Origin of the sequence: Micromonospora sp. WMMD712, from assembly GCF_029581295.1 — a bacterium.
GTDB classification, from domain to species: Bacteria; Actinomycetota; Actinomycetes; order Mycobacteriales; family Micromonosporaceae; genus Micromonospora; species Micromonospora carbonacea.
Map to the genome: position 1 here is coordinate 6,587,853 of NZ_CP120743.1, position 20,082 is coordinate 6,607,934.

Consider the following 20,082-nt stretch of genomic DNA (forward strand, 5'->3'; position numbering starts at 1 on the left):
CGCTGCTTCCGGGCCGGTTGCGGTACGTACGACAAGCTACAACGACCGTTGTAATAAGTACAACCATTGTTGTAGCATGGGGGTCGGTGCAGCGGGAGAGGTAACGATGACCAGCGCGGACTCCAAGGGTGAGACGGTGGCGACCCGGTCGCGGCGGGGGCGAGGAGACAAGGCGGCGGCGATCGCGCACGCCGCCTGCGAGGTCTTCGGGCGGGACGGCTACACCCGGGCCAGCATCGACACGATCGCCGCCGAGGCCGGCGCCTCCACCCGGACGCTCTACAACCACTTTCCCGGCGGGAAGGCGGAGTTGTTCCGCTCGGTCATGCAGTGGAGCGCTGGTCAGGTCAGAGATGAGCAGCTCGTCCGACTGCGGAGGTGCCTGGATCCGCAGCGCCCACCGCGACCCGAGGATCTCGAGCGGGACCTGTTGGCCCTGGCGCGCGCCTGGGTCGCTCTGATCACGGACTTCCGCGACCACTTCTCGCTGGTCCGGCACATTCACGGGGAGGCCGGGCACGTGCCGGCCGAGGTTCTGGACGCCTGGCAGGAGGCTGGACCCCGCACGGTAGCCCGCGAGTTCGCCCTGGTCATGGCCGCGCTCGCCGACCACGGCCTGCTCGACGTGCACGACGATCCGGCCCAGGCCGTCTCCCACTTCATGGCCCTGATCTCGACGGAGATCGTGAACCGGTCCTACTGGGGCGTCATCCCGCTGCCACGGGAGGAGACCGACCGGATCACGGCAGTCGGTGTTCAGGCATTCCTGCGGGCGTACGGCCCCGCCCGCTGACGCGCCGCAGATGCCGTATCCCACGCTTCATGCCCCGAGCCGCAGCGCGCGCACGCTCTCGCCTCAGCCGTCGCGGCAATACAGATGCGGTCGCAGGGCTTCGAACTCACGTGACGACGACAGGGGGCCAGGCGTAGCCGAATAGGACGCCGTTCGTTGCATCCGGATCACCCCCGCGTGCGCAGGGAACAGTACGCGGAGGACGCCGGCCGGCTGCTCGGGGCGGGATCACCCCCGCGTGCGCGGGGAACAGTACCTGCGGGTGGGCTATCGGCCCGTCGGCAGCGGATCACCCCCGCGTGCGCGAGGAACAGATCGTGGCGGGCGAGTTCGCGCCGGGAGACCAGGGATCACCCCCGCGTGCGCGGGGAACAGGCCGGGGCCGCCAGCGTCGGCGGGCTCCCCGCGGGATCACCCCCGCGTGCGCGGGGAACAGGACCTGCGCCGCGGTGGCGGAGCGGTCGCCCAGGGATCACCCCCGCGTGCGCGGGGAACAGGAGCAGCTCGGTCGGCTGCTCCTGCGAATCGAGGGATCACCCCCGCGTGCGCGGGGAACAGCCAACTCAGGCCGGTACGGAAACCCTCAGCCTGGGATCACCCCCGCGTGCGCGGGGAACAGCACGACGCCAACCATGTGGCCAGGGCGTCCTGGGGATCACCCCCGCGTGCGCGGGGAACAGACTTGCTGACCTGGGGCACTAAAAATCAACTACCTCTTTTCCTTCACTTTGCACCACAAGATCGTCTCCTGGCTGCGACCGTTCGGCGACGCACGCGAAGCTGTGCTGTCACCGGGTGGCCTCGCCTGCGGGCCAGAGCAAGGTCAGGGGTGCTTGGTGTGCTCGACGAATGCACGCCAGGTCTGCGGGGTGAACGCGAGCACGGGACCGGAGGGGTCCTTGCTGTCCCGTACGGCGACCACATTGGTCAGGTTGTCGGCCACCTCAACGCATTCGCCGCCGGCGGTGTTGCTTCGGGTGGACTTCTTCCAGTTCGCGTTACTGAGGTCCATGTTGACTCTCTACTTCCTTGACCAGGGCACCCGAGAGGTTGCGCGGAAAGGCGAGTCCCCGAACGCCCTCCCACCTTGTCAGAAGGGTAGCCACTCCTTCGTCCCCGTTGACCACTGAGCCGCCAAGCTGATTGTCGATATGTCCCACCCAGCTACCGTCTGCCAACCTTGCCAACGCGAGCGGACCGGACAGCCCGACATGCAAGCCAGTGTCGGCGGGGATGACGTGGATGTGGACGTGGGGGAGGTCGGCCATTCGCAGCAGGTGGGCGAGTTGTTCGGCCATGATGGCGTCGGTGCGGCGTAGGGCTGCCTCGTCGATCACGGCAATCACTTGGGGCGGTTGTTCGCGTACCAGGATCTCCTGCCGCTCCAGGCGGGCCGTGACCTGCCGCTCGACCTCCGCCTCGGGCTTGGTGTCGTCGAAGCGCAGCACGGCGCGGGCGTAGTTCTCGGTCTGGAGCAGGCCGGGGACGAGCGTGGGGTTGAAGTATCGGAGCTGCGTGGCGTTGCGCTCGGCCTCCAGCCAGGGGCGGAACCACGAGGGCTGGCCGTCCCGTTCGGCCATCCGCAGCAGGGACTCGAACAGGCCGCCCGTGTCGAGCACCTCGTCCATGCGCTTGACGTACGCCTTGTCGAGCGGCCGGGTGCCGGTCTCCACCGCCGAGATCGTCGAGGCCGAGTAGTTCGCGCGTCGGCCGAGTTCCTCCTGGTTGAGGCCGGCGGCTGTCCGGATGCGACGGAGCTGCGTGCGTATCAGATCGGCGGTCTGTTCGCTTTCCATGCCTTCTCCAGATCTTCGTCGTGATCGCCAGGCGTCGCCCGGTCCTGCCGGGCGGCGTCGAGGGCTGCCGAGCGCGGCGCGGTGACTCCAGAGGTGCTCCGGGACCAGGCGCGATGGCTTCTCAGCGTAGTTCCGCGATCAGCAGACTGTGACTCGGCGGGCCGGTGTGCAGGGTGTTGCCCGCCCGGTCTTCGAGTCACGGGAGGGGCACATGCGCAGGAACCGTGGCGGGCGGCACCCGGGGTGTCCACGGTGAACCCGCTGGTCGTGGTGGGTGACGTGTTGACGCTTCAGCCGTGTGACTACTGCATCGGTCAGGCGGTGCTGCGGTTGAAGGTCACCTACGTTCCCCGGTACGCGAACTTCCTGGCGTCGTCGTGGGTGCGGCTGGAGGGGCTGGAGCTGCGCCCCGACGGCACGCCGGGCCGGGAGCGCGTCGTCATGGTCCGGGTGCAGGCGATCCGCGACACCCCGCCGGTCCGCCCGGTGCCGGAGGTGCGGGGGCGGTGACGGGCCGACACCCGCCGAGGTACGCGGAGCTGAGGTGCGGGGACCTGCTGCACGTCACGCGGGCCGCCGGTTGGCCGGCGTCCCGCGTCCGGCGGCGGCGCGTCCGGGGCGACAGGCCGTGGCGTATTGACCATCGTGATCGGCGGGACGAGACTCGGGCGCACGCGTTTCCGGCAATCCTCGCCAGGAGGTGTGCAGTGGCCACGACGCCCGCACCGACCGCCGATCAGCCGATGGACGACGACGCCCGGCGGCTCGCCGAACTCGGTTACCAGCAGGAGCTGCGCCGCAAGTGGAGCGGCTTCTCCAACTTCGCGATCTCGTTCTCGATCATCTCGATCCTGGCCGGCTGCTTCACCACGTTCGGCCAGGCGTGGAACAACGGCGGACCGGTCGCCATCTCCTGGGGCTGGCCGCTGATCTCGCTGTTCATCCTGGTCATCGGGTTCTGCCTGGCCGAGCTGGTGTCGGCGTACCCGACGGCGGGCGGCATCTACTGGTGGGCGGCGAAGATGGGCCGGCCGGTGCACGGCTGGTTCACCGGCTGGCTCAACCTGATCGGCCTGGTGGCGGTCACCGCGTCGGTCGACTACGGCTGCGCCACGTTCCTCAATCTCACCCTGTCGGCGCTGTTCGACGGCTGGGCGGGGACGCTGCGGCAGGCGTTCGTGCTGTTCGTGATCATTCTGGCGCTGCACGGGCTGATCAACATCTTCGGGCACCGGATCATCGACGTACTCCAGAACGTCTCGGTGTGGTGGCACGTGGCCGGCGCGGCGGCCGTGGTCGCCATCCTGGTGTTCGTCCCGGACCGGCACCAGAGCTTCCAGTTCGTCTTCACCGAGCGGTTCGACAATTCCGGCTTCGGCGACGGCGGCACCGGCGGGTGGACGTTCTGGTTCTACGTGCTGCCGCTGGGCTTCCTGCTCACCCAGTACACGATCACCGGCTTCGACGCCTGCGCGCACGTGTCGGAGGAGACCCGGGGCGCGTCGAAGGCCGCCGCGCAGGGGCTGTGGCGGTCGATCTTCTACTCGGCGGTGGGCGGCTGGATCCTGCTGCTCGCGTTCCTGTTCGCCGCCACCGACGTGGACGCCATCAACGCGGCCGGCGGGTTCTCCGGGGCGATCTTCGAAACGGCGCTCACCCCGTTCTTCTTCAAGGCCGTCATCATCATCTCCACCATCGGGCAGTTCTTCTGCGGCATGAGCTGCGTGACGTCGATGTCGCGGATGGCGTACGCGTTCAGCCGGGACCGGGCGGTGCCGGGCTGGCGGCTCTGGTCGAAGGTGGACCGCAACGGCACCCCGGTCAACGCGATCGTCGGCGCGACCGTGGCCGGGCTGGTGCTCACCCTGCCGGCGCTCTACGAGAGCCCGTCCGGCATCCCGGTCGCCTTCTACGCGGTGGTCTCGGTCGCGGTGATCGGGCTCTACCTCTCCTTCGTCATCCCGATCGTGCTGCGGCTGCGGATGGGCGACCGGTTCACCCCCGGCCCGTGGACGCTCGGCCGCCGCTACAAGGTGCTCGGCTGGGTCGCCGTGGTGGAGATCGCGATCATCTCGGTCTACTTCGTGCTGCCGATCGTGCCCGCCGGGGTGCCCGGCCACGCCGACTTCAGCTGGTCGGCGGTCAACTACGCGCCGCTCGCCGTGGGCGGGGTGCTGCTGGTCGTCGCCGTCTGGTGGTACGCCTCGGCGCGCACGTGGTTCACCGGGCCGCGCCGCACCGTCGAGGGGTTTGCCGACGCGCCCGACGCGGGCATTGACGGTGATCCGGTCAGGCAGTAGACCTTGGTGATGGAGGCCCGCGCATGAGCAGAGCACCGCTGTCCCTCGAAGAGTTACGGGCGGCGGTCGCCGCCGGCAAGCTCGACACCGTGGTGCTGGCCCTGGTCGACATGCAGGGCCGGTTGCAGGGCAAGCGGTTCCACGCGCCGTTCTTCCTCGACCAGGTGGCGGAGCACGGCAGCGAGGGATGCAACTACCTGCTCGCCGTCGACGTCGACATGAACACCGTCGACGGCTACGCGATGTCGAGCTGGGAGCGCGGGTACGGCGACTTCGCCATGGTGCCCGACCTGGAGACGCTGCGCCGGGTGCCGTGGCAGCCGGGGACGGCGATGCTGCTGGCCGACCTGGCGTGGCTGGACGGGTCCGGCCCGGTGGCCGCGTCGCCCCGGCAGATCCTGCGCCGCCAGCTCGACCGGCTCGCCGCGCACGGCCTGACCGCGTACGCGGGCACGGAGCTGGAGTTCGTCCTCTACCGCGACTCGTACGAGGACGCCTGGCGGCGTGGCTACCGCGAGTTGACCCCGGCGAACCAATACAACGTGGACTATTCGCTGCTCGGCACGTCCCGGGTGGAGCCGCTGCTGCGGCGCATCCGCACCGAGATGGCCGGCGCGGGCCTGACCCCGGAGAGCGCGAAGGGCGAGTGCAACCTCGGCCAGCACGAGATCGCCTTCCGCTACGACGAGGCGGTGGCCTGCGCCGACCATCACGTGATCTACAAGAACGGGGCGAAGGAGATCGCCGCCCAGGAGGGCATGTCGATCACCTTCATGGCCAAGCCGAACGCGCGGGAGGGCAACTCCTGCCACATCCACTTCTCGCTGCGCGACGCCGACGGCCGCTCGGCGATGCTCGGCGACGGGCCGGCGCACCTGAGCGTCACCGGGCAGCGGGTGCTGGCCGGGCTGCTCGACACGATGCGGGAGTTCAGCCTGCTGTTCGCCCCGAACGTCAACTCCTACAAGCGTTACCAGCCGGGCTCGTTCGCCCCGACGGCGCTGCGCTGGGGCACCGACAACCGCACGTGCGCGCTGCGGCTGGTCGGCCACGGCCAGGGCATGCGGGTGGAGAACCGGGTGCCCGGGGCGGACGTCAACCCGTACCTGGCGATCGCCGCCCTGGTGGCGGGGGCGGTGCACGGCATCGAGCGGGAACTGGAGCTGGGCGAGGAGTGCACCGGCAACGCGTACGACGATCCGGCCGCCGAGCGGGTCCCCGGCACGCTGCGCGACGCGCTGGGCCTGTGGGAGTCCTCGACGATCGCCCGCGCGGTCTTCGGCGACGACGTCCACGCCCACTACGCCAACATGGCGCGCGTGGAGCTGCGCGCCTTCGACGCGGCGGTGACGGACTGGGAGCTGCAACGCGGCTTCGAACGCCTCTGACCCACCCCTTTTCTCTCCCGCGATCTTGCAGTTGGGGCCCCTGCCATGGGAGCTTGGCGGCATTTGCGGGGGCCGAAACTGCAAGATCGCGGGGCCGGGGCCGGGACCGGGAGCGGGACCGGGACCGGGGCCGGGGCCGGGGCCGGGAGCTGGAGAGGGAGGGGCAGGGTGGGGGAACTGACGCGGGTGGTCAATCCCGCCAGCGGGACGGTGCTGGGGGAGGTCGTCGCTGCGGGGGAGCGCGAGGTCGACGCCGCCATCGGGCGGGCCGCCGCCGCCTTTCCGCGGTGGCGCGACGTCGCGCCGGGGGAGCGGGCGCGCCTGCTGCGGCGGTTCGCCGCCCTGGTCGACGCGCACCTGGAGGAGCTGGCGCTGCTGGAGGTGCGCAACTCGGGGCACACCATCGGCAACGCCCGCTGGGAGGCCGGCAACGTCCGCGACGTGCTCGACTACTACGCGGGCGCGCCGGAGCGGCTGACCGGGCGGCAGATCCCCGTGCCCGGCGGGCTGGACGTCACCTTCCACGAGCCGCTGGGCGTGGTCGGGGTGATCGTGCCGTGGAACTTCCCGATGCCCATCGCCGCGTGGGGGTTCGCCCCGGCGCTCGCCGCCGGCAACACGGTGGTGCTCAAGCCGGCCGAGCTGACCCCGCTGACCGCGCTGCGCCTGGCCGAGCTGGGCCGCGACGCCGGCCTGCCCGAGGACGTGTTCACCGTGCTGCCGGGCCGCGGCGACGTGGTCGGCGAGCGGTTCGTCACCCATCCGGCCGTCCGCAAGGTGTGCTTCACCGGGTCCACCGAGGTCGGCACCCGGATCATGGCCGGCTGCGCCGCCCAGGTGAAGCGGGTGACCCTGGAGCTGGGCGGCAAGAGCGCGAACGTCGTCTTCGCCGACGCCGACCTGGAGCGGGCGGCGGCCACCGCGCCGTACGCCGTCTTCGACAACGCCGGCCAGGACTGCTGCGCCCGGTCGCGGATCCTGGTGCAGCGCCCGGCGTACGACCGGTTCCTGGAGCTGCTGGAGCCGGCCGTGCGGGCGCTGCGGGTGGAGGACCCGGCGCGGGAGACGGCCGAGATGGGCCCGCTGATCTCCGCCGCCCAGCGGGACCGGGTCGCCGGGTACGTCGACGGGGCGCGGGTGGCGTTCACCGGCTCCCGCCCCGACGGCCCCGGCTTCTGGCACGCCCCGACGGTGCTGCTCGCCGACTCCCCGGCCGACCGGCACTGGCGGGAGGAGATCTTCGGCCCGGTCGTGTCGGTGCTCCCCTTCGACGACGAGGCGGACGCGGTCCGGCTGGCCAACGACACCGACTACGGCCTGTCCGGCTCGGTGTGGACCCGGGACGTGGGCCGGGCGCTGCGGATGGCGCGGGCGGTCGAGGCGGGCAACCTCAGCGTCAACTCGCACTCCTCGGTGCGCTACTGGACCCCGTTCGGCGGGATGAAGCGTTCCGGGCTGGGCCGCGAGCTGGGCCCGGACGCGCTGCACGCCTTCACCGACGTCAAGAACGTGTTCATCAGCACGGAGGAGTGAGATGCAGGGACGGCTTGAGGACCGGGTCGCGGTGGTGACCGGGGCGGGCAGCGGGATCGGGCTGGCCACCGCGCGGCGGTTCGCCGCGGAGGGGGCCCGGGTGGTCTGCGTCGACGTCGACGCGGCGGCGGGGGAGCGGGCCGCGCAGGAGGTCGACGGCGAGTTCGTCGCCTGCGACGTGGCCGACGAGGCGGCCGTGCGGGACCTGTTCGACGGGGTGGCCCAGCGGCACGGCCGGGTGGACGTGGCGTTCAACAACGCCGGGATCTCCCCGCCGGACGACGACTCGATCCTGGAGACCGGGCTCGACGCCTGGGAGCGGGTGCTGCGGGTCAACACGACGAGTGTCTACCTGTGCTGCAAGTACGCGATCCCGCACATGCGCCGGCAGGGCAAGGGCTCGATCATCAACACGGCGTCGTTCGTGGCGCTGATGGGGGCGGCCACCTCGCAGATCGCGTACACGGCGAGCAAGGGCGGGGTGCTGGCGATGACCCGGGAGCTGGGCGTGCAGTTCGCCCGGGAGGGCATCCGGGTCAACGCGCTGTGCCCCGGGCCGATCGCCACGCCGCTGCTGATGGAGCTGTTCGCCGCCGACCCGGAGCGGGCCGCCCGCCGCCTCGTGCACGTGCCGATGGGCCGGTTCGGCCAGCCGGAGGAGATCGCCGCGGCGGTGGCGTTCCTGGCCAGCGACGACTCGTCGTTCATGACGGCCGCGCAGTTCGTGGTCGACGGCGGGATCACCGGCGCGTACGTCACCCCGCTGTGAGCCGCGGCGGGGCCGGCCCGCACCCCGGCCCCGCCGTCCCGCCATGCGGAAGGGTTGTCCCACTTTTCGGTAGGCGGTGCCAGGATGGCGACATGAAGGTTCACGAGGCCATCGACGGGCGGCTGCGCGAGTTCATCGAGGAGCAGCCCGTCTTCTTCGTCGCCACCGCGCCCTCCGGGGCCGACGGGCACGTCAACCTCTCGCCGAAGGGCATGCGCGGCACCTTCGTCATCCTCGGCCCACACCGGGTGGCGTGGATCGACTTCCACGGCAGCGGCGCGGAGACGATCGCCCACCTGCGGCAGAACGGCCGCATCACGCTCATGTTCTGCGCCTTCACCGGGCCGCCGAACATCGTCCGGCTGCACGGCCGGGGCACGGCGGTGACGGTGGAGGACGCCGGCTTCGCCGAGCGGCTCGCCGACTTCCCCGACCCGCCGGACCTGCACTCCGCCCGCGCGGTGATCACCGTCGACGTCGAGCGGGTCAGCGACTCCTGCGGGTACGCCGTCCCCCTGATGCGGTACGAGGGCGACCGGGACCTGTTGATCCGCGCGCACTCCCGCCGCACCGCCGAGGACCTGGTGACCTACCGGGCCACGAAGAACGCCGCGAGCATCGACGGCCTGTCGGTCTTCTGACCCCCGGCGGCGTCCCGCGCGGATGAGACGCGGGTAACCAGCGCATCACGGCGGGGATGCGTTACGTTGCTGGTCCGTCTGGGTAGAAGGCGGGGCACGGCGGCGGCGATCATGCGGTCGCCGGGGGGCAACTGCCGGCGCGGGAGGATGCATGAGCTCGGCCCAGGGGGGCGAGGACGGGCAGCATCCGTCCGTCGGAGCCGTCGAGGAGGCGTTCCCGCCGCTGCTCACGGCCGCGTGCGCCGCCGGCGGCGAGATGGGGGAACGCCTGCTCCGCTTCGACTGGGCGGCCAGCCCGCTCGGCGCCCCGTCCGGCTGGCCGCCGGCGCTGTGCCACGCGGTCGCCATGATGCTCTCCTCCCGGGCGCAGATCGTCATGTTCTGGGGCCCGGAGCACCGCGCCTTCTACAACGACGCCTACCTGCCGACCATCGGCGACAAGCACCCCCACGCCGTCGGCCAGCCCGCCCACCAGCACTGGCGGGAGACCTGGGACGTGCTCGGGCCCCTGCTGGACTCGGTGCACAAGACCGGCGAGCCCTACCGGGGCGAGAACCACCCCTTCGTGCTGCACCGGCACGGCTTCCTGGAGGACGTCTACTTCGACATCTCGTACGACCCGATCCGCGCCGCCGACGGCGGCATCGACGGCGTCCTCTGCCTGGTCAACGAGACCACCGGGCGGGTGCTCGGCGAGCGCCGGCTGCGCGCCCTGGCCGAGCTGGGCTCCGAGCTGGCCGAGGCGGAGGACGTCGCGGCCCTGGGCCGGGCCGCCGCCGGGGTGCTCGACCAGCACCGGGCGGACGTGCCGTTCGCCCTGATCTACCTCCGCGACGACGCGGGGCGGCTCACCCTCGCCGGGCACAGCGGCACCGGGTCGCCCGCCCCCGGCGGGCGCGGCGGCGGCGACGCCACCGGGGCGGCCGGGCGGCTGCCGCTCGGCGAGGCGGCCACGGCGGTCGTGAGCCGCGTCGCCGACGGCGGGTCCGCCGCCACCATCGACGCGGCCGACCTGCTGCCGCAGCTCGACGCCGGCACGGCCGCGCGGGCGCTGGTGCTGCCGGTCACCGCGACCCACGAGCCGGTGGGCGCGCTCGTCGTGGGCGTCTCCGCCCGGCTGCCGCTCACCGACGAGTACCGCACCTTCTTCGACCTGATCGCCGCCCAGCTCTCCCGCGCCGTGGGCCGGCAGCGGGCGTACGAGCAGGAGCGGGCCCGGGCGGCCGAGCTGGCCGCGCTGGACCGCGCCAAGACGAGCTTCTTCGCCAACGTCAGCCACGAGTTCCGCACCCCGCTGACCCTCGTGCTGGGCCCGCTGGAGGAGCTGCTCGCCGACCCGACGCTGCCCGACCCCCACCTCGACCGGCTCACCATGATGCACCGCAACGCGCTGCGCCTGCTCAAGCTGGTCAACACGGTGCTCGACTTCTCCCGCCTGGAGTCCGGCCGGCTCGCCGCCCACTACCAGCCCACCGACCTGGCCGACTACACCGCCCGGCTGGCCAGCACCTTCCGCTCGGCCACCGAACGCGCCGGCCTGCGCCTGGTCGTCGACTGCCCGCCGCTGCCCGCGCCGGTCCACGTCGACCGGGACATGTGGGAGAAGGTCGTGCTCAACCTCGTCGCCAACGCGGTCAAGTTCACCTTCGACGGCGAGGTCCGGGTCCGCGTCCGGGCGGTGGACGGCGCGGCCCGGCTGGAGGTCGCCGACACCGGCGTCGGCATCGCGCCCGAGGAGCTGCCGCACGTCTTCGAGCGGTTCCACCGGGTCCCCGGCGTCCGCTCCCGCACCCACGAGGGCACCGGGATCGGGCTGGCGCTGGTCCGGGAGCTGGTGGAGATGCACGGCGGCCGGGCCGAGGCGCGCAGCGTCGTCGACGGGGGCAGCACGTTCGTCGTGACCGTGCCGTTCGGCACCGCCCACCTGCCGGCCGACCGGGTCGCGGCCGACGCGCCGGCCGAGCCGGCGGAGCTGGGCCAGGCCCGCCTCTTCGCGGCCGAGACCGCGCTGTGGACCGGCCCGCCCGGCCAACCCGCGGCCGGGGGGACGGGCGCGGCGACCGGCTCGACCGGCGGTGGGCGGGCCGCGGCGGGCCGCATCCTGATCGCCGACGACAACGCCGACCTGCGCGAACACGTCAGCCGGTTGCTGGGCGCGTCGTGGGAGGTGGTGGCCGTGCCGGACGGCGTCGAGGCGCTGCGCCTGGCCGTGGAGACGCCCTTCGACCTGGTGCTCACCGACGTGATGATGCCCCGGCTCGACGGCTTCGGCCTGGTGACCGCGCTGCGCGCCGACCCGCGTACCCGGCACGTGCCGATCGTGCTGCTGTCGGCCCGGGCCGGCTCGGCGGAGGCCGTCGCCGGCCTCGCCGTCGGCGCGGACGACTACCTGACCAAACCGTTCTCCGGGGAGGAGCTGATCGCCCGGGTCCGGGCGAACGTCGAGCTGGGCCAGCTCCGGGGGCAGATCATCCGGCGGCTGCGCGCCCTGGCCGACGCCGCCGTCGCCGTGAACACCGCCCGCACCACCGCCGAGGTGCTCCAGGTGGCAGCCCGGCACGCGCTCGGCCTCGCCGAGGCGGTCCGGGTGGTGGCCACCGCCACCGGGGCCCGCTACGAGGCGGACGGCGGCGGGACGGCCGCCGTCGAACCGTCCGCCGTGCTGCCGTTGACCGGCAGCGCCGGGGAGACACTGGGCGAGCTGCGGGTCTGGGGGCACGCCGAGGACGCCACCGACCCCGGCCACGCCGCGCTGACCCAGCTCGCCCGGCTGGTCGGCGTGCGGCTGGAGAACGCCCAGCTGTACGAGGCCGAGCACCGCATCGCCACCACCCTCCAGCACAGCCTGCTGCCCCGGTCGCTGCCCCGGCTGCCCGGGGCGGTGGTGGCCAGCCGCTACCTGCCCGGCAGCGCCGACGCCGAGGTCGGCGGCGACTGGTACGACGTGATCCGGCTCGACGACGACGAACTGGTCCTGGTCATCGGCGACGTCGTCGGCAAGGGCGTGCGGGCCGCCGCCTCGATGGGCCAGCTCCGCAACGCGCTGCGGGCGTACGTGCTGGAGGGCTACGACCCCGGCGAGTCGCTGACCCGGCTCAACCGGCTGGTCGGCTCCGCCGAGCAGCCGTCCTTCGCGACCGTGGTCTGCCTGCGCTTCGCGCCCCGCACCGGCCGGCTCCGCTACGCCAGCGCCGGGCATCCGTCCCCCCTGCTGATCCGAGGAGACGACGTGGCGTTCCTGCACGACCGCGCGCTCGGGCCGCCGGTCGGCGCGATCCCCGGCGCGTCGTACCGGACCGTGGACGACGCGCTGGCCCCGGGGGCCCGGCTGCTGCTCTACACCGACGGGCTGATCGAGGACCGGCAGCTCGGCCTCGACGCGGCCCTGGAGCAGCTCCGCGCCGACGCCGCCGGCGGCGAGCACGTTGCCGACCTGGTCGACGCGGTCGTGGCGCGGGTCGCCGCGCGCCCCCGCCGCGACGACGTGGCGGTGCTCGCGCTGGAGGCGACCGAACCGCACCGGTTCGCGCTGCGGCTGCCCGCCGACCCCACCCGGCTGAGCGTGCTGCGCCGGCGGCTGGAGGACTTCCTCACCGCCCACCGGGTCGGCGAGAACGACCTGTTCGACCTCACCGTCGCGGTCTCCGAGGCCGCGGCGAACGCCATCGAGCACCCGGTCTCCCCGGCCGAGCCGACCATCGGCGTGGAGGTGACCATCGCCGACGGCACGGTGGTGGCGACGATCCGGGACAGCGGGCAGTGGCGGGAGTCGACCGGCGCGGGCTTCCGCGGGCGCGGGCTGGCGTTGATCAGGGCCCTCGGCGACCTGACGGTCAGCCGTACCGCCGAGGGCACGCAGGTGACGCTGAGCCGGCGGCTGCGGGGCTGAGCGCCGGTGCCTCGGGCCGGGGCCGCCGGGCGGTGGCCGGGGCCCCACCGGGCGGGGCTCAGGCGGGGGCGACCCACCCCTGACCGGCCAGGCCGGAGATCTCCAGCACCCGGCGGACCTGCCGCGACGGCAGCACGGTGAGCGCGCCCGGGAAGCGCTGGGCGAGCCGGACCACGGCGTGGATCGCCGCCGAGTCGAAGAACGTGACCCCCCGCAGGTCGAGGGTCACCCGACCGGCCGGCTCACGCAGCGCGGCCTGGAGCATCGTGTCGGCGGTGGCCATGTCCACCTCGCCGGCGACCACCACGCGGACGTGGTCGCCGTCGGTCTCCGTGCGGGCGGAGAAGACGGGAGCGGCACCCCCTTGATCCACGCAGAACACGATGGCACAGCGGCAGGGGGTCGGCAACAACCGGTCGGCCGAGGCCGCGCCCCGGTGTCGCCGGCGTCGCCGGGCACCGGCCGCCCCGCCCGACGCCGGCCCGGCGATAGGCTTGCCCCATGACCGTCCGTGCGCCGCTGACCCCCGGCACGCTCACCCCGACGCGACCGGTGCCGCCCCACATCGTCCGCCCGGAGTACGTGGGCAAGAAGCAGCCCCGCCAGTGGACCGGATCGCACGTGCAGACCCCGGAGACCATCGAGCGGATGCGGGTCGCCGGCCGGCTCGCCGCCCAGGCCACGCAGCTCGCCGGCGAGCACTGCAAGCCGGGGGTGACCACCGACGAGATCGACCGGGTGGTGCACGAGTTCCTCTGCGACCACGGTGCCTACCCGTCGACGCTGGGCTACAAGGGCTTCCCGAAGTCCTGCTGCACCAGCCTCAACGAGGTGATCTGCCACGGCATCCCCGACTCCACCGTGCTGCTCGACGGCGACATCGTCAACGTCGACGTCACCGCGTACATCGGCGGGGTGCACGGCGACACCGACGCCACCTTCTGCGTCGGCGAGGTCGCCGAGGAGGCCCGGTTGCTGGTCGAGCGGACCCACGAGGCGATGCTGCGGGGGATCAGGGCCGTCGCCCCGGGCCGGCAGATCAACGTGATCGGCCGGGTCATCGAGTCGTACGCCAGGCGGTTCGGCTACGGGGTGGTCCGCGACTTCACCGGCCACGGCATCGGGGAGGCCTTCCACAGCGGCCTGTACGTGCCGCACTACGACAGCCCCCGGCCCACCGACGTGATGGAGCCGGGCATGACGTTCACCATCGAGCCGATGATCACCCTCGGCACCCACCAGTACGACATGTGGGACGACGGCTGGACGGTCGTCACGAAGGACCGGAAGTGGACCGCCCAGTTCGAGCACACGATCCTCGTCACCGAGGACGGCCACGAGATCCTGACCCTGCCGTGAGCGACACCCCGGCGGCGCTGCGCGAGGCGCACCACGCGGACGTGTCCGGCGGCTGGCTGCGGCCGGCCGTGTTCGGCGCGATGGACGGCCTGGTCACCAACATCGCCCTGATCGCGGGCGTCGGCGGTGGCGGGGTGTCGCCGCGCAGCATCGTGCTCACCGGCACCGCCGGCCTGGTCGCCGGCGCGATCTCGATGGGCCTCGGCGAGTACACGAGCGTCCGCTCGGCCAACGAGCAGGTCGCCGCCGAGGTCGCCAAGGAGCGCCGCGAGCTGGAGCGGCACCCGGACGCGGAGGCCCGCGAGCTGGCCGACGCGTGGGTGGCCCGGGGCCTGTCCCGCGACCTCGCCACGCAGGTCGCCGAGGCGGTGCGGGCCAACCCGGAGGAGGCGCTGCGGGTGCACGTCCGGGAGGAGCTGGGCGTCGACCCGGACGACCAGCCGAGCCCGTGGGCGGCGGCGATCTCGTCGTTCCTGTTCTTCTCGGTCGGGGCGCTGGTCCCGCTGCTGACCTACCTGCTCGGGGCCACCAGCCTGTGGCTCGCGCTGGCCGTCGGCGGGGTCGGGCTCTTCACGGCCGGGGCGATCGTGGCCCGGTTCACCAACCGCGCCTGGTGGAGCAGCGGCCTGCGGCAGCTCCTCCTCGGCGCGGCGGCGGCCGCCGCGACCTACCTGATCGGCGCCCTCATCGGCATCCAGGGCGGCCTGTAAAGGAAGGGCCCCCTGTTAACGCCTGCGGTCGAGAAGGGTTCCCTTCTCACCCTTCAAAGGGGGCCGCGAGGAGGTCGTCGAGGGGCGGGTCAGCGGGGCACCAGCCGGAAGACGCGGATCTCCCGCCCGCCGGCCCGCTCGACGTACGTCTCGTAGGCCGGCCACTCGGTCGTCAGCAGCTCCCAGAGCCGGTCGCGTTCCGCGCCGGTGGCCACCTCGGCGCGCACCGCCAGCCGCCGCCCCCGCACGTCGACCTCGGCGGCCGGGTCGGCGAGCAGGTTCAGCGCCCAGGCGGGCTGGTGCTGCTGCCCCCAGTTGGAGCCGACCACCACGAAGGCGTCGCCGTCCGGCACGTACAGCAGGGGGTTGCTGCGTGGCAGGCCCGAGCGACGCCCGGTGGTGGTGATGACCAGCGAGGGGACCAGGCCCAGCGCGACCACCCGTCCCTTGGTGAGCCGGCCGACCGCCCGGTCGACGGGGACGAGCAGCCGGATCGTGAGGCCGAACCAGCGGTGGTGGCCGAGGCGGCGGGTCAGGGTACCGATAGCGGACACCCCGTCAGTGTGGCACCTGAGGCCGGCAGCCGGTCGAGCCGGCAGCCGGTCGAGCCGGCAGCCGGTCGAGCCGGCAGTCAGTCGAGCCGGCGTTCGACGGCTAGCCGGGACCGGGTGAACAGGGCCGCGCCGACCATCGCCACCAGCGGCACCACCACCAGCACGCCCAGGTTGAGCCACGGGACCACGATCGGGTACGGCTCCGGCACCGGCCACGCCGTGTCGAACCGGCGGTTGAGGGCGACCAGGATGATCACCGCCGTGCCCAGCCCGACCACGATGCCCAGCGCCGAGCCGAGCACGGCGATCACCCCGGCCTGGCACAGCGAGAGCACCCGCCGCATCCGGGGGCTGGCGCCCACGGCGCCGAGGGTGGACAGGTCCGCCCGCCCCTCGGCCGCGGCGAGGCCGGTGGCGACGGCCGCCGCGCCCACCGTGATCAGGCCGGACCCGACGGCCAGCACCAGCAGCAGGGAACGGTCGTCGCTGCCCCACGTCCCCCGTTCGACGATCACGTCGAGCTGGCCGAGCCGGCGCAGCTCCACGTCGAGGCGGTCCTGCTGGGCGGTGGTCGGTGCGGCGGCGGTGTCCACCGCGTAGCCGATCTGGCGGGTGTCGAGCCCGAGCCGGGCGGCGGCGGCGCGGGACACGGTGAGCTGGTCCGTTCCGACGCCGCCGCGCAGCGCGTAGCCGGGGACGGTGGCGGTCGCGGTCACCACGGGCTCCGGCTCCGCACCCACCCGGATCGCCGTGAGGGTGAGCCGGCCGGCGAGGAGGTACCGCTCGTCGGTGACGACCGCGCCGCCGGCCGCCAGCACCCGCCGGGCGGCGGCCAGCTCCTCGGGGCCGGCCCCGGTCAGCGCCGCCAGCGCGTCGCCGTCGTCGACCGAGACGGACACGGCGTAGCCCGTGGGGTAGCCCTCCTCCACCCAACCGCCGCACCGCGGGTCGCTGCGGGCCTGGGCCCGCACGGCCGCGTCGCGCAACTGCCCCACCTGGTACGGGCAGGCCCGCCCGGCCGGCAGCTCCACCCGGACGTCGCACCAGTTGTCCGCGCCGAACCGGGCGGGACAGGCCGGGACGTCGACCCGGGCCACCGTGCTGCCCGGCAGCGTCGCGGCGACCACCTCGGCGACCCGGGACACCGGCGGCGGCGTCGTCTGGTCGCCGGGGCCGACGACCATGGCGTGCCCGTACGGCATGGACGGCACGTAGCTGGCGTGGGTGCGGGCGCTGTCGCTGGCCACGTAGACGCCGAGGGCGACGCTGCCGGCGACCGCGGCCATCACCGCCGAGATCGCGGGCGCCGCCGAGGAACGGTTGCGGCTGGCGTCGCGCAGCGCGATCCGGGGCGCGAGCGGCAACCACCGGCCGGCCCGGGCGAGCAGCCCGACCAGCGTCGGGGTGACGAAGACCAGCCCGAGCTCGCCCAGGACCAGGCCGGCGAAGAGCACCGCCGTTGCGTCCCAGGTGGCCCCGAGGGCGGCCACCGCCACGCCGACGGCGGCCAGCAGCACGCCGATCAGCGGCCAGCGCCGCCGGTGCTCCGGCGGGGTGCGCCGCCCGGCCAGCCCGGCCACCACGTCCTGCCGGGCGGCGGCCCAGGCCGGCGCGAGGGCCGCGAGCACCCCGGCCAGCACCGCGACCGCGGCGATCGCCGCCAGCGCGGCCGGGAAGACGCGGTACGCCCCGAAGCGCGCCCCGAAGACGTACTCCTCGATGAGCGGCCGGGCCGCGAACGCGCCGGCGATGCCCAGCGCCAGCCCGGCGACGGCCCCCGCGCCGCCCAGCACCACCCCGTCGGCCAGCACGATGCGGCGCAGGTGCGCGGCGTCACCACCGGCCACCGCGACCAGGGCGAGGTCGCGGCGGCGACGCCGCACGCCGACGGCGAACGCCGGCCCCACGAGCAGCACCACCTCGAGCAGGCCGAGGCCGGCCACCAACAGCGTGGTGCTGGTGTCCTCGACGTTGAGCGCGACCCCCGTGCTGCCGGCCTCCGCCGTGGGGTGCGGCGCCGGGGTGCGGGCGGCCACCACGATCCCGCGCGCGTTGAGCCGCTCCGTCAGCCCGGGATCGGCGTCGGCCGGCAGGTCGACGAGCCAGCTCGACTCGTTGCGCGGGTCGCCCGGTCGATCCGTGGGCGGCAGCGCCACGGTCGGCCGCAGGTTGTCGGGGAACTCCACCACCCCGACCACGGTCCGCTCGGCCGACCCGTCGGCCGGGACGATCCGGTCGCCGAGCTCCGCGCCCAACCGGCGCAGCGCCGCGCGGTTGAGCCCGACCTCGTCGGCCGCCGTCGGGGGACGGCCGGCGAGCACCCGGCCCTGTCCCCGCAGCAGCGGGTCGGTCAGGTCCAGCAGCCGCCCGTCGACCGACTCGCGCCTGCCCCCGGCGCGGGCCTCGAACGGCACCCACCAGCGGACCTCGGCGACGCGGCTGCCGGCCGGCAGCAGGGCGGTCAGCTCGTCGGCGGCGACCGGGCGGCTCCGGCTCGGCACGCCGTCGCGCTGGTAGGTGGTGTCGCCCCAGGCGTCCTGCGCCACCGGGCCCTCGGCGACCCAGCGCAGCTCCGCGTCGGCGACGCCGAGCCGCCGGTCGATCCGCTCGGCCCGGCTCAACTCCGCCATGTCGTAGCTGACGGCGGAGAGGGTCAGCCCCAGCACCGGCAGGGTGATCATCGCGAGGACCAGCGCGGTCCGGCCGCGGGCCCGGCGCGCCTCCCGCCGGGCGATGCGCAGGGCGGCCCGCCACGAGCGCAGCGCCGCCAGCAGCCGCCGGTCGCGGCCGGGTCGCCCGCCGGTCACCGGCCGCTGCCGGCCAGCAGTTGCTCGACACCGCCCAGCGGGGCCGTCGAGTCCACCATGACCCCGTCGCGCAGGAACACGACGCGGTCGGCCCAGCCGGCGTGCCGGGCCTCGTGGGTGACCAGGACGGCGGCGGCGCCCGCGTCGACCCGGCGGCGCAGCAGGCGCAGCACCGCCTCGCCGGTCTGCGAGTCCAGCGCGCCGGTCGGCTCGTCGGCCAGCACGAGCCGCCGCTCGCCGACCAGGGCGCGGGCGATGGCCACCCGCTGCTGCTGGCCGCCGGAGAGCTGGTCGGGGAAACGGTCGCCCAGCTCGGCGAGGCCCACCTCGGCGAGCGCGGCCCGGGCCGCCCGCCGGCCCTGGCGCACGCCGACGCCGTCGAGTTCGAGGGGGAGCGCGACGTTCTCGGCGGCGGTGAGGCTGCCCAGCAGGTTCAGGTTCTGGAAGATGTAGCCGATCCGCCGGCGGCGCAGCCGGGCCAGCGCGCGCGGGTCCAGCGCGCCGAGCGCCTGCCCCTCGACGCGGACCTCGCCCGCGGTCGGGCCGTCCAGGCCGCCGGCGAGGGCGAGCAGGGTGGACTTGCCGGAGCCGGAGGGGCCCATCACCGCGACCAGCTCGCCGGGGGCGACGGTGAGGCTCACCCCGCGCAGGGCGTGCACGGCGGCGTCGCCGTTGCCGTGGGTGCGGTGCACGTCGCGGACGTCGAGCACGGCCGTCGCCGCCGGCCCGCAGGGGTCGTCGCCGGGGCGGGTCGCCGCGTCGGGGTCGACCCGGCCGCCGGAACCGCCGGGGCCCGCCGGGTCGCCCGGGCCGTGGCGCGGGTCGGGTGGGTCGGGGCGGGTCGTCGGCGCGCCGCCCGTCCCGCTCATCGCCGCGCCTCCTCGCCGTCCCGGTCCGCCTCCGCCGGCCGCCCCGGGCCCGCCCGCCCGCCGACCCCGGCCGGCCGGTGCCGGACCAGGCTCGTCTCGCAGTGGTCCAGCCAGCGGATCTCCGCCTCGGCCTGGAACACCATCGCGTCGAGCACCAGCCGCCAGGGCAGGTCCTCGGGCCGGTCGCTGGCGTACTTCAACCGGGTGAACTCCTGCAACGCCCGCATGGTCGCGGTGCGCTGGGTCTGCACCACCGCCCGCACGTCGACCCCGGGGGTGGTCAGCGCCAGGGCCAGCTTGATCGCCAGCTCGTCGCGGGGGCGGTCGGTGCGGCTGATCGGGGTCGCGAACCACAGCGCCAGGTCCGCCCGTCCGGCGTCGGTGATCTCGTACGGGCGCTGCCCCGCCTCGCTCTCCGGCAGCGGCCGGACCAGCCCGTCCCGTTCCAGCCGGGAGAGGGTGGTGTAGACCTGCCCGATGTTCAGCGGCCAGGTCGAGCCGGTCGACTCCTCGAACGCGGCCCGGAGCTGGTAGCCGTACATCTGGCCGCGTTCGAGGAGCGCGAGCAGGCCGTGACGGATGGACATGGCTCCGAAGTATGCATACCTGGTATGCCATCCGCAATCGCGGGTCCCACCGGTGCGACCAGCGCAAACGCTGCGGCCCCGGTCAGC

General features: G+C 74.0%; 17 protein-coding genes and 1 CRISPR repeat array. Of the genes, 10 read left to right on the top strand and 7 right to left on the bottom strand.

Annotated elements, in window-relative coordinates:
• Positions 1 to 106 precede the first annotated feature (106 nt).
• Entirely contained in the window at positions 107 to 793 is a 687-nt protein-coding gene (locus O7633_RS28500) for a TetR/AcrR family transcriptional regulator (RefSeq protein WP_282324596.1), read from the top strand.
• 163 nt (positions 794 to 956) lie between these two features.
• Positions 957 to 1,473: direct repeats of the CRISPR family, unit length 29 nt; unit sequence GGGATCACCCCCGCGTGCGCGGGGAACAG.
• A 143-nt stretch (positions 1,474 to 1,616) separates the two neighbouring features.
• Here the strand turns inward: O7633_RS28500 and O7633_RS28505 are convergent.
• Both O7633_RS28505 and O7633_RS28510 read right to left on the bottom strand, forming a co-directional pair.
• A complete protein-coding gene (locus O7633_RS28505) occupies positions 1,617 to 1,805 on the bottom strand; it encodes a DUF397 domain-containing protein (protein WP_282324597.1) in 189 nt (62 codons plus the stop codon).
• Positions 1,792 to 2,589: a helix-turn-helix transcriptional regulator gene (locus O7633_RS28510; protein ID WP_282324598.1), complete on the bottom strand. Its 798-nt coding sequence runs from the start codon at positions 2,587 to 2,589 to the stop codon at positions 1,792 to 1,794. Before O7633_RS28510 ends, O7633_RS28505 begins: the two co-directional genes overlap by 14 nt.
• 252 nt (positions 2,590 to 2,841) lie before the next feature.
• Between O7633_RS28510 and O7633_RS28515 the strand changes: the two genes are divergently transcribed.
• From O7633_RS28515 to O7633_RS28545, 7 genes are all read left to right on the top strand, one after another.
• Positions 2,842 to 3,099, top strand: a complete 258-nt coding sequence (locus O7633_RS28515) for a hypothetical protein (RefSeq protein ID WP_282324599.1) — start codon at positions 2,842 to 2,844, stop codon at positions 3,097 to 3,099.
• A gap of 197 nt (positions 3,100 to 3,296) precedes the next feature.
• Positions 3,297 to 4,889: an amino acid permease gene (locus tag O7633_RS28520; RefSeq protein WP_282324600.1), complete on the top strand. Its 1,593-nt coding sequence runs from the start codon at positions 3,297 to 3,299 to the stop codon at positions 4,887 to 4,889.
• A 23-nt stretch (positions 4,890 to 4,912) separates the two neighbouring features.
• Entirely contained in the window at positions 4,913 to 6,277 is a 1,365-nt protein-coding gene (locus tag O7633_RS28525) for a glutamine synthetase family protein (RefSeq protein ID WP_282324601.1), read from the top strand.
• A 186-nt stretch (positions 6,278 to 6,463) separates the two neighbouring features.
• On the top strand, positions 6,464 to 7,810 hold the full coding sequence (locus O7633_RS28530) for an aldehyde dehydrogenase family protein (protein ID WP_348776346.1): 1,347 nt from the start codon (positions 6,464 to 6,466) through the stop codon (positions 7,808 to 7,810).
• A 1-nt stretch (position 7,811) separates the two neighbouring features.
• Entirely contained in the window at positions 7,812 to 8,579 is a 768-nt protein-coding gene (locus tag O7633_RS28535) for a 3-oxoacyl-ACP reductase (RefSeq protein ID WP_282324603.1), read from the top strand.
• A 92-nt stretch (positions 8,580 to 8,671) separates the two neighbouring features.
• Complete coding sequence (locus tag O7633_RS28540) at positions 8,672 to 9,220, top strand: pyridoxamine 5'-phosphate oxidase family protein (RefSeq protein WP_278132991.1); 549 nt, start codon at positions 8,672 to 8,674, stop codon at positions 9,218 to 9,220.
• Positions 9,221 to 9,371: 151 nt separating this feature from the next.
• The gene (locus O7633_RS28545; RefSeq protein WP_282324604.1) at positions 9,372 to 13,109 is read left to right on the top strand and encodes a SpoIIE family protein phosphatase; all 3,738 of its coding nucleotides are present in this window, start codon (positions 9,372 to 9,374) and stop codon (positions 13,107 to 13,109) included.
• A 58-nt stretch (positions 13,110 to 13,167) separates the two neighbouring features.
• On the opposite strand, the gene O7633_RS28550 is transcribed toward O7633_RS28545, so the two are convergent.
• Positions 13,168 to 13,482, bottom strand: coding sequence for an STAS domain-containing protein (locus O7633_RS28550; protein ID WP_074474049.1), 315 nt, complete (start codon positions 13,480 to 13,482; stop codon positions 13,168 to 13,170).
• Positions 13,483 to 13,610: 128 nt separating this feature from the next.
• Here O7633_RS28550 and map point away from each other — a divergent pair, with 128 nt between their 5' ends.
• Positions 13,611 to 14,468: a type I methionyl aminopeptidase gene (gene map / locus O7633_RS28555; RefSeq protein ID WP_074473872.1), complete on the top strand. Its 858-nt coding sequence runs from the start codon at positions 13,611 to 13,613 to the stop codon at positions 14,466 to 14,468.
• Positions 14,465 to 15,178 carry a VIT1/CCC1 transporter family protein gene (locus O7633_RS28560; RefSeq protein WP_278132998.1) on the top strand — a complete coding sequence of 238 codons (714 nt, stop codon included), beginning with the start codon at positions 14,465 to 14,467 and terminating at the stop codon, positions 15,176 to 15,178. Before map ends, O7633_RS28560 begins: the two co-directional genes overlap by 4 nt.
• Before the next feature lie 89 nt (positions 15,179 to 15,267).
• On the opposite strand, the gene O7633_RS28565 is transcribed toward O7633_RS28560, so the two are convergent.
• The 4 genes from O7633_RS28565 to O7633_RS28580 form a co-directional block, all read right to left on the bottom strand.
• Positions 15,268 to 15,732: a nitroreductase/quinone reductase family protein gene (locus O7633_RS28565; RefSeq protein WP_282324605.1), complete on the bottom strand. Its 465-nt coding sequence runs from the start codon at positions 15,730 to 15,732 to the stop codon at positions 15,268 to 15,270.
• A 77-nt stretch (positions 15,733 to 15,809) separates the two neighbouring features.
• On the bottom strand, positions 15,810 to 18,539 hold the full coding sequence (locus tag O7633_RS28570) for an FtsX-like permease family protein (protein WP_282324606.1): 2,730 nt from the start codon (positions 18,537 to 18,539) through the stop codon (positions 15,810 to 15,812).
• Complete coding sequence (locus tag O7633_RS28575) at positions 18,536 to 19,408, bottom strand: ABC transporter ATP-binding protein (protein ID WP_282324607.1); 873 nt, start codon at positions 19,406 to 19,408, stop codon at positions 18,536 to 18,538. The genes O7633_RS28570 and O7633_RS28575 overlap by 4 nt, the downstream gene beginning before the upstream one ends.
• Positions 19,405 to 19,995 (bottom strand): PadR family transcriptional regulator, encoded by a 591-nt coding sequence (locus tag O7633_RS28580; RefSeq protein WP_282324608.1) that lies wholly within the window; start codon positions 19,993 to 19,995, stop codon positions 19,405 to 19,407. Before O7633_RS28580 ends, O7633_RS28575 begins: the two co-directional genes overlap by 4 nt.
• Positions 19,996 to 20,082 lie beyond the last annotated feature (87 nt).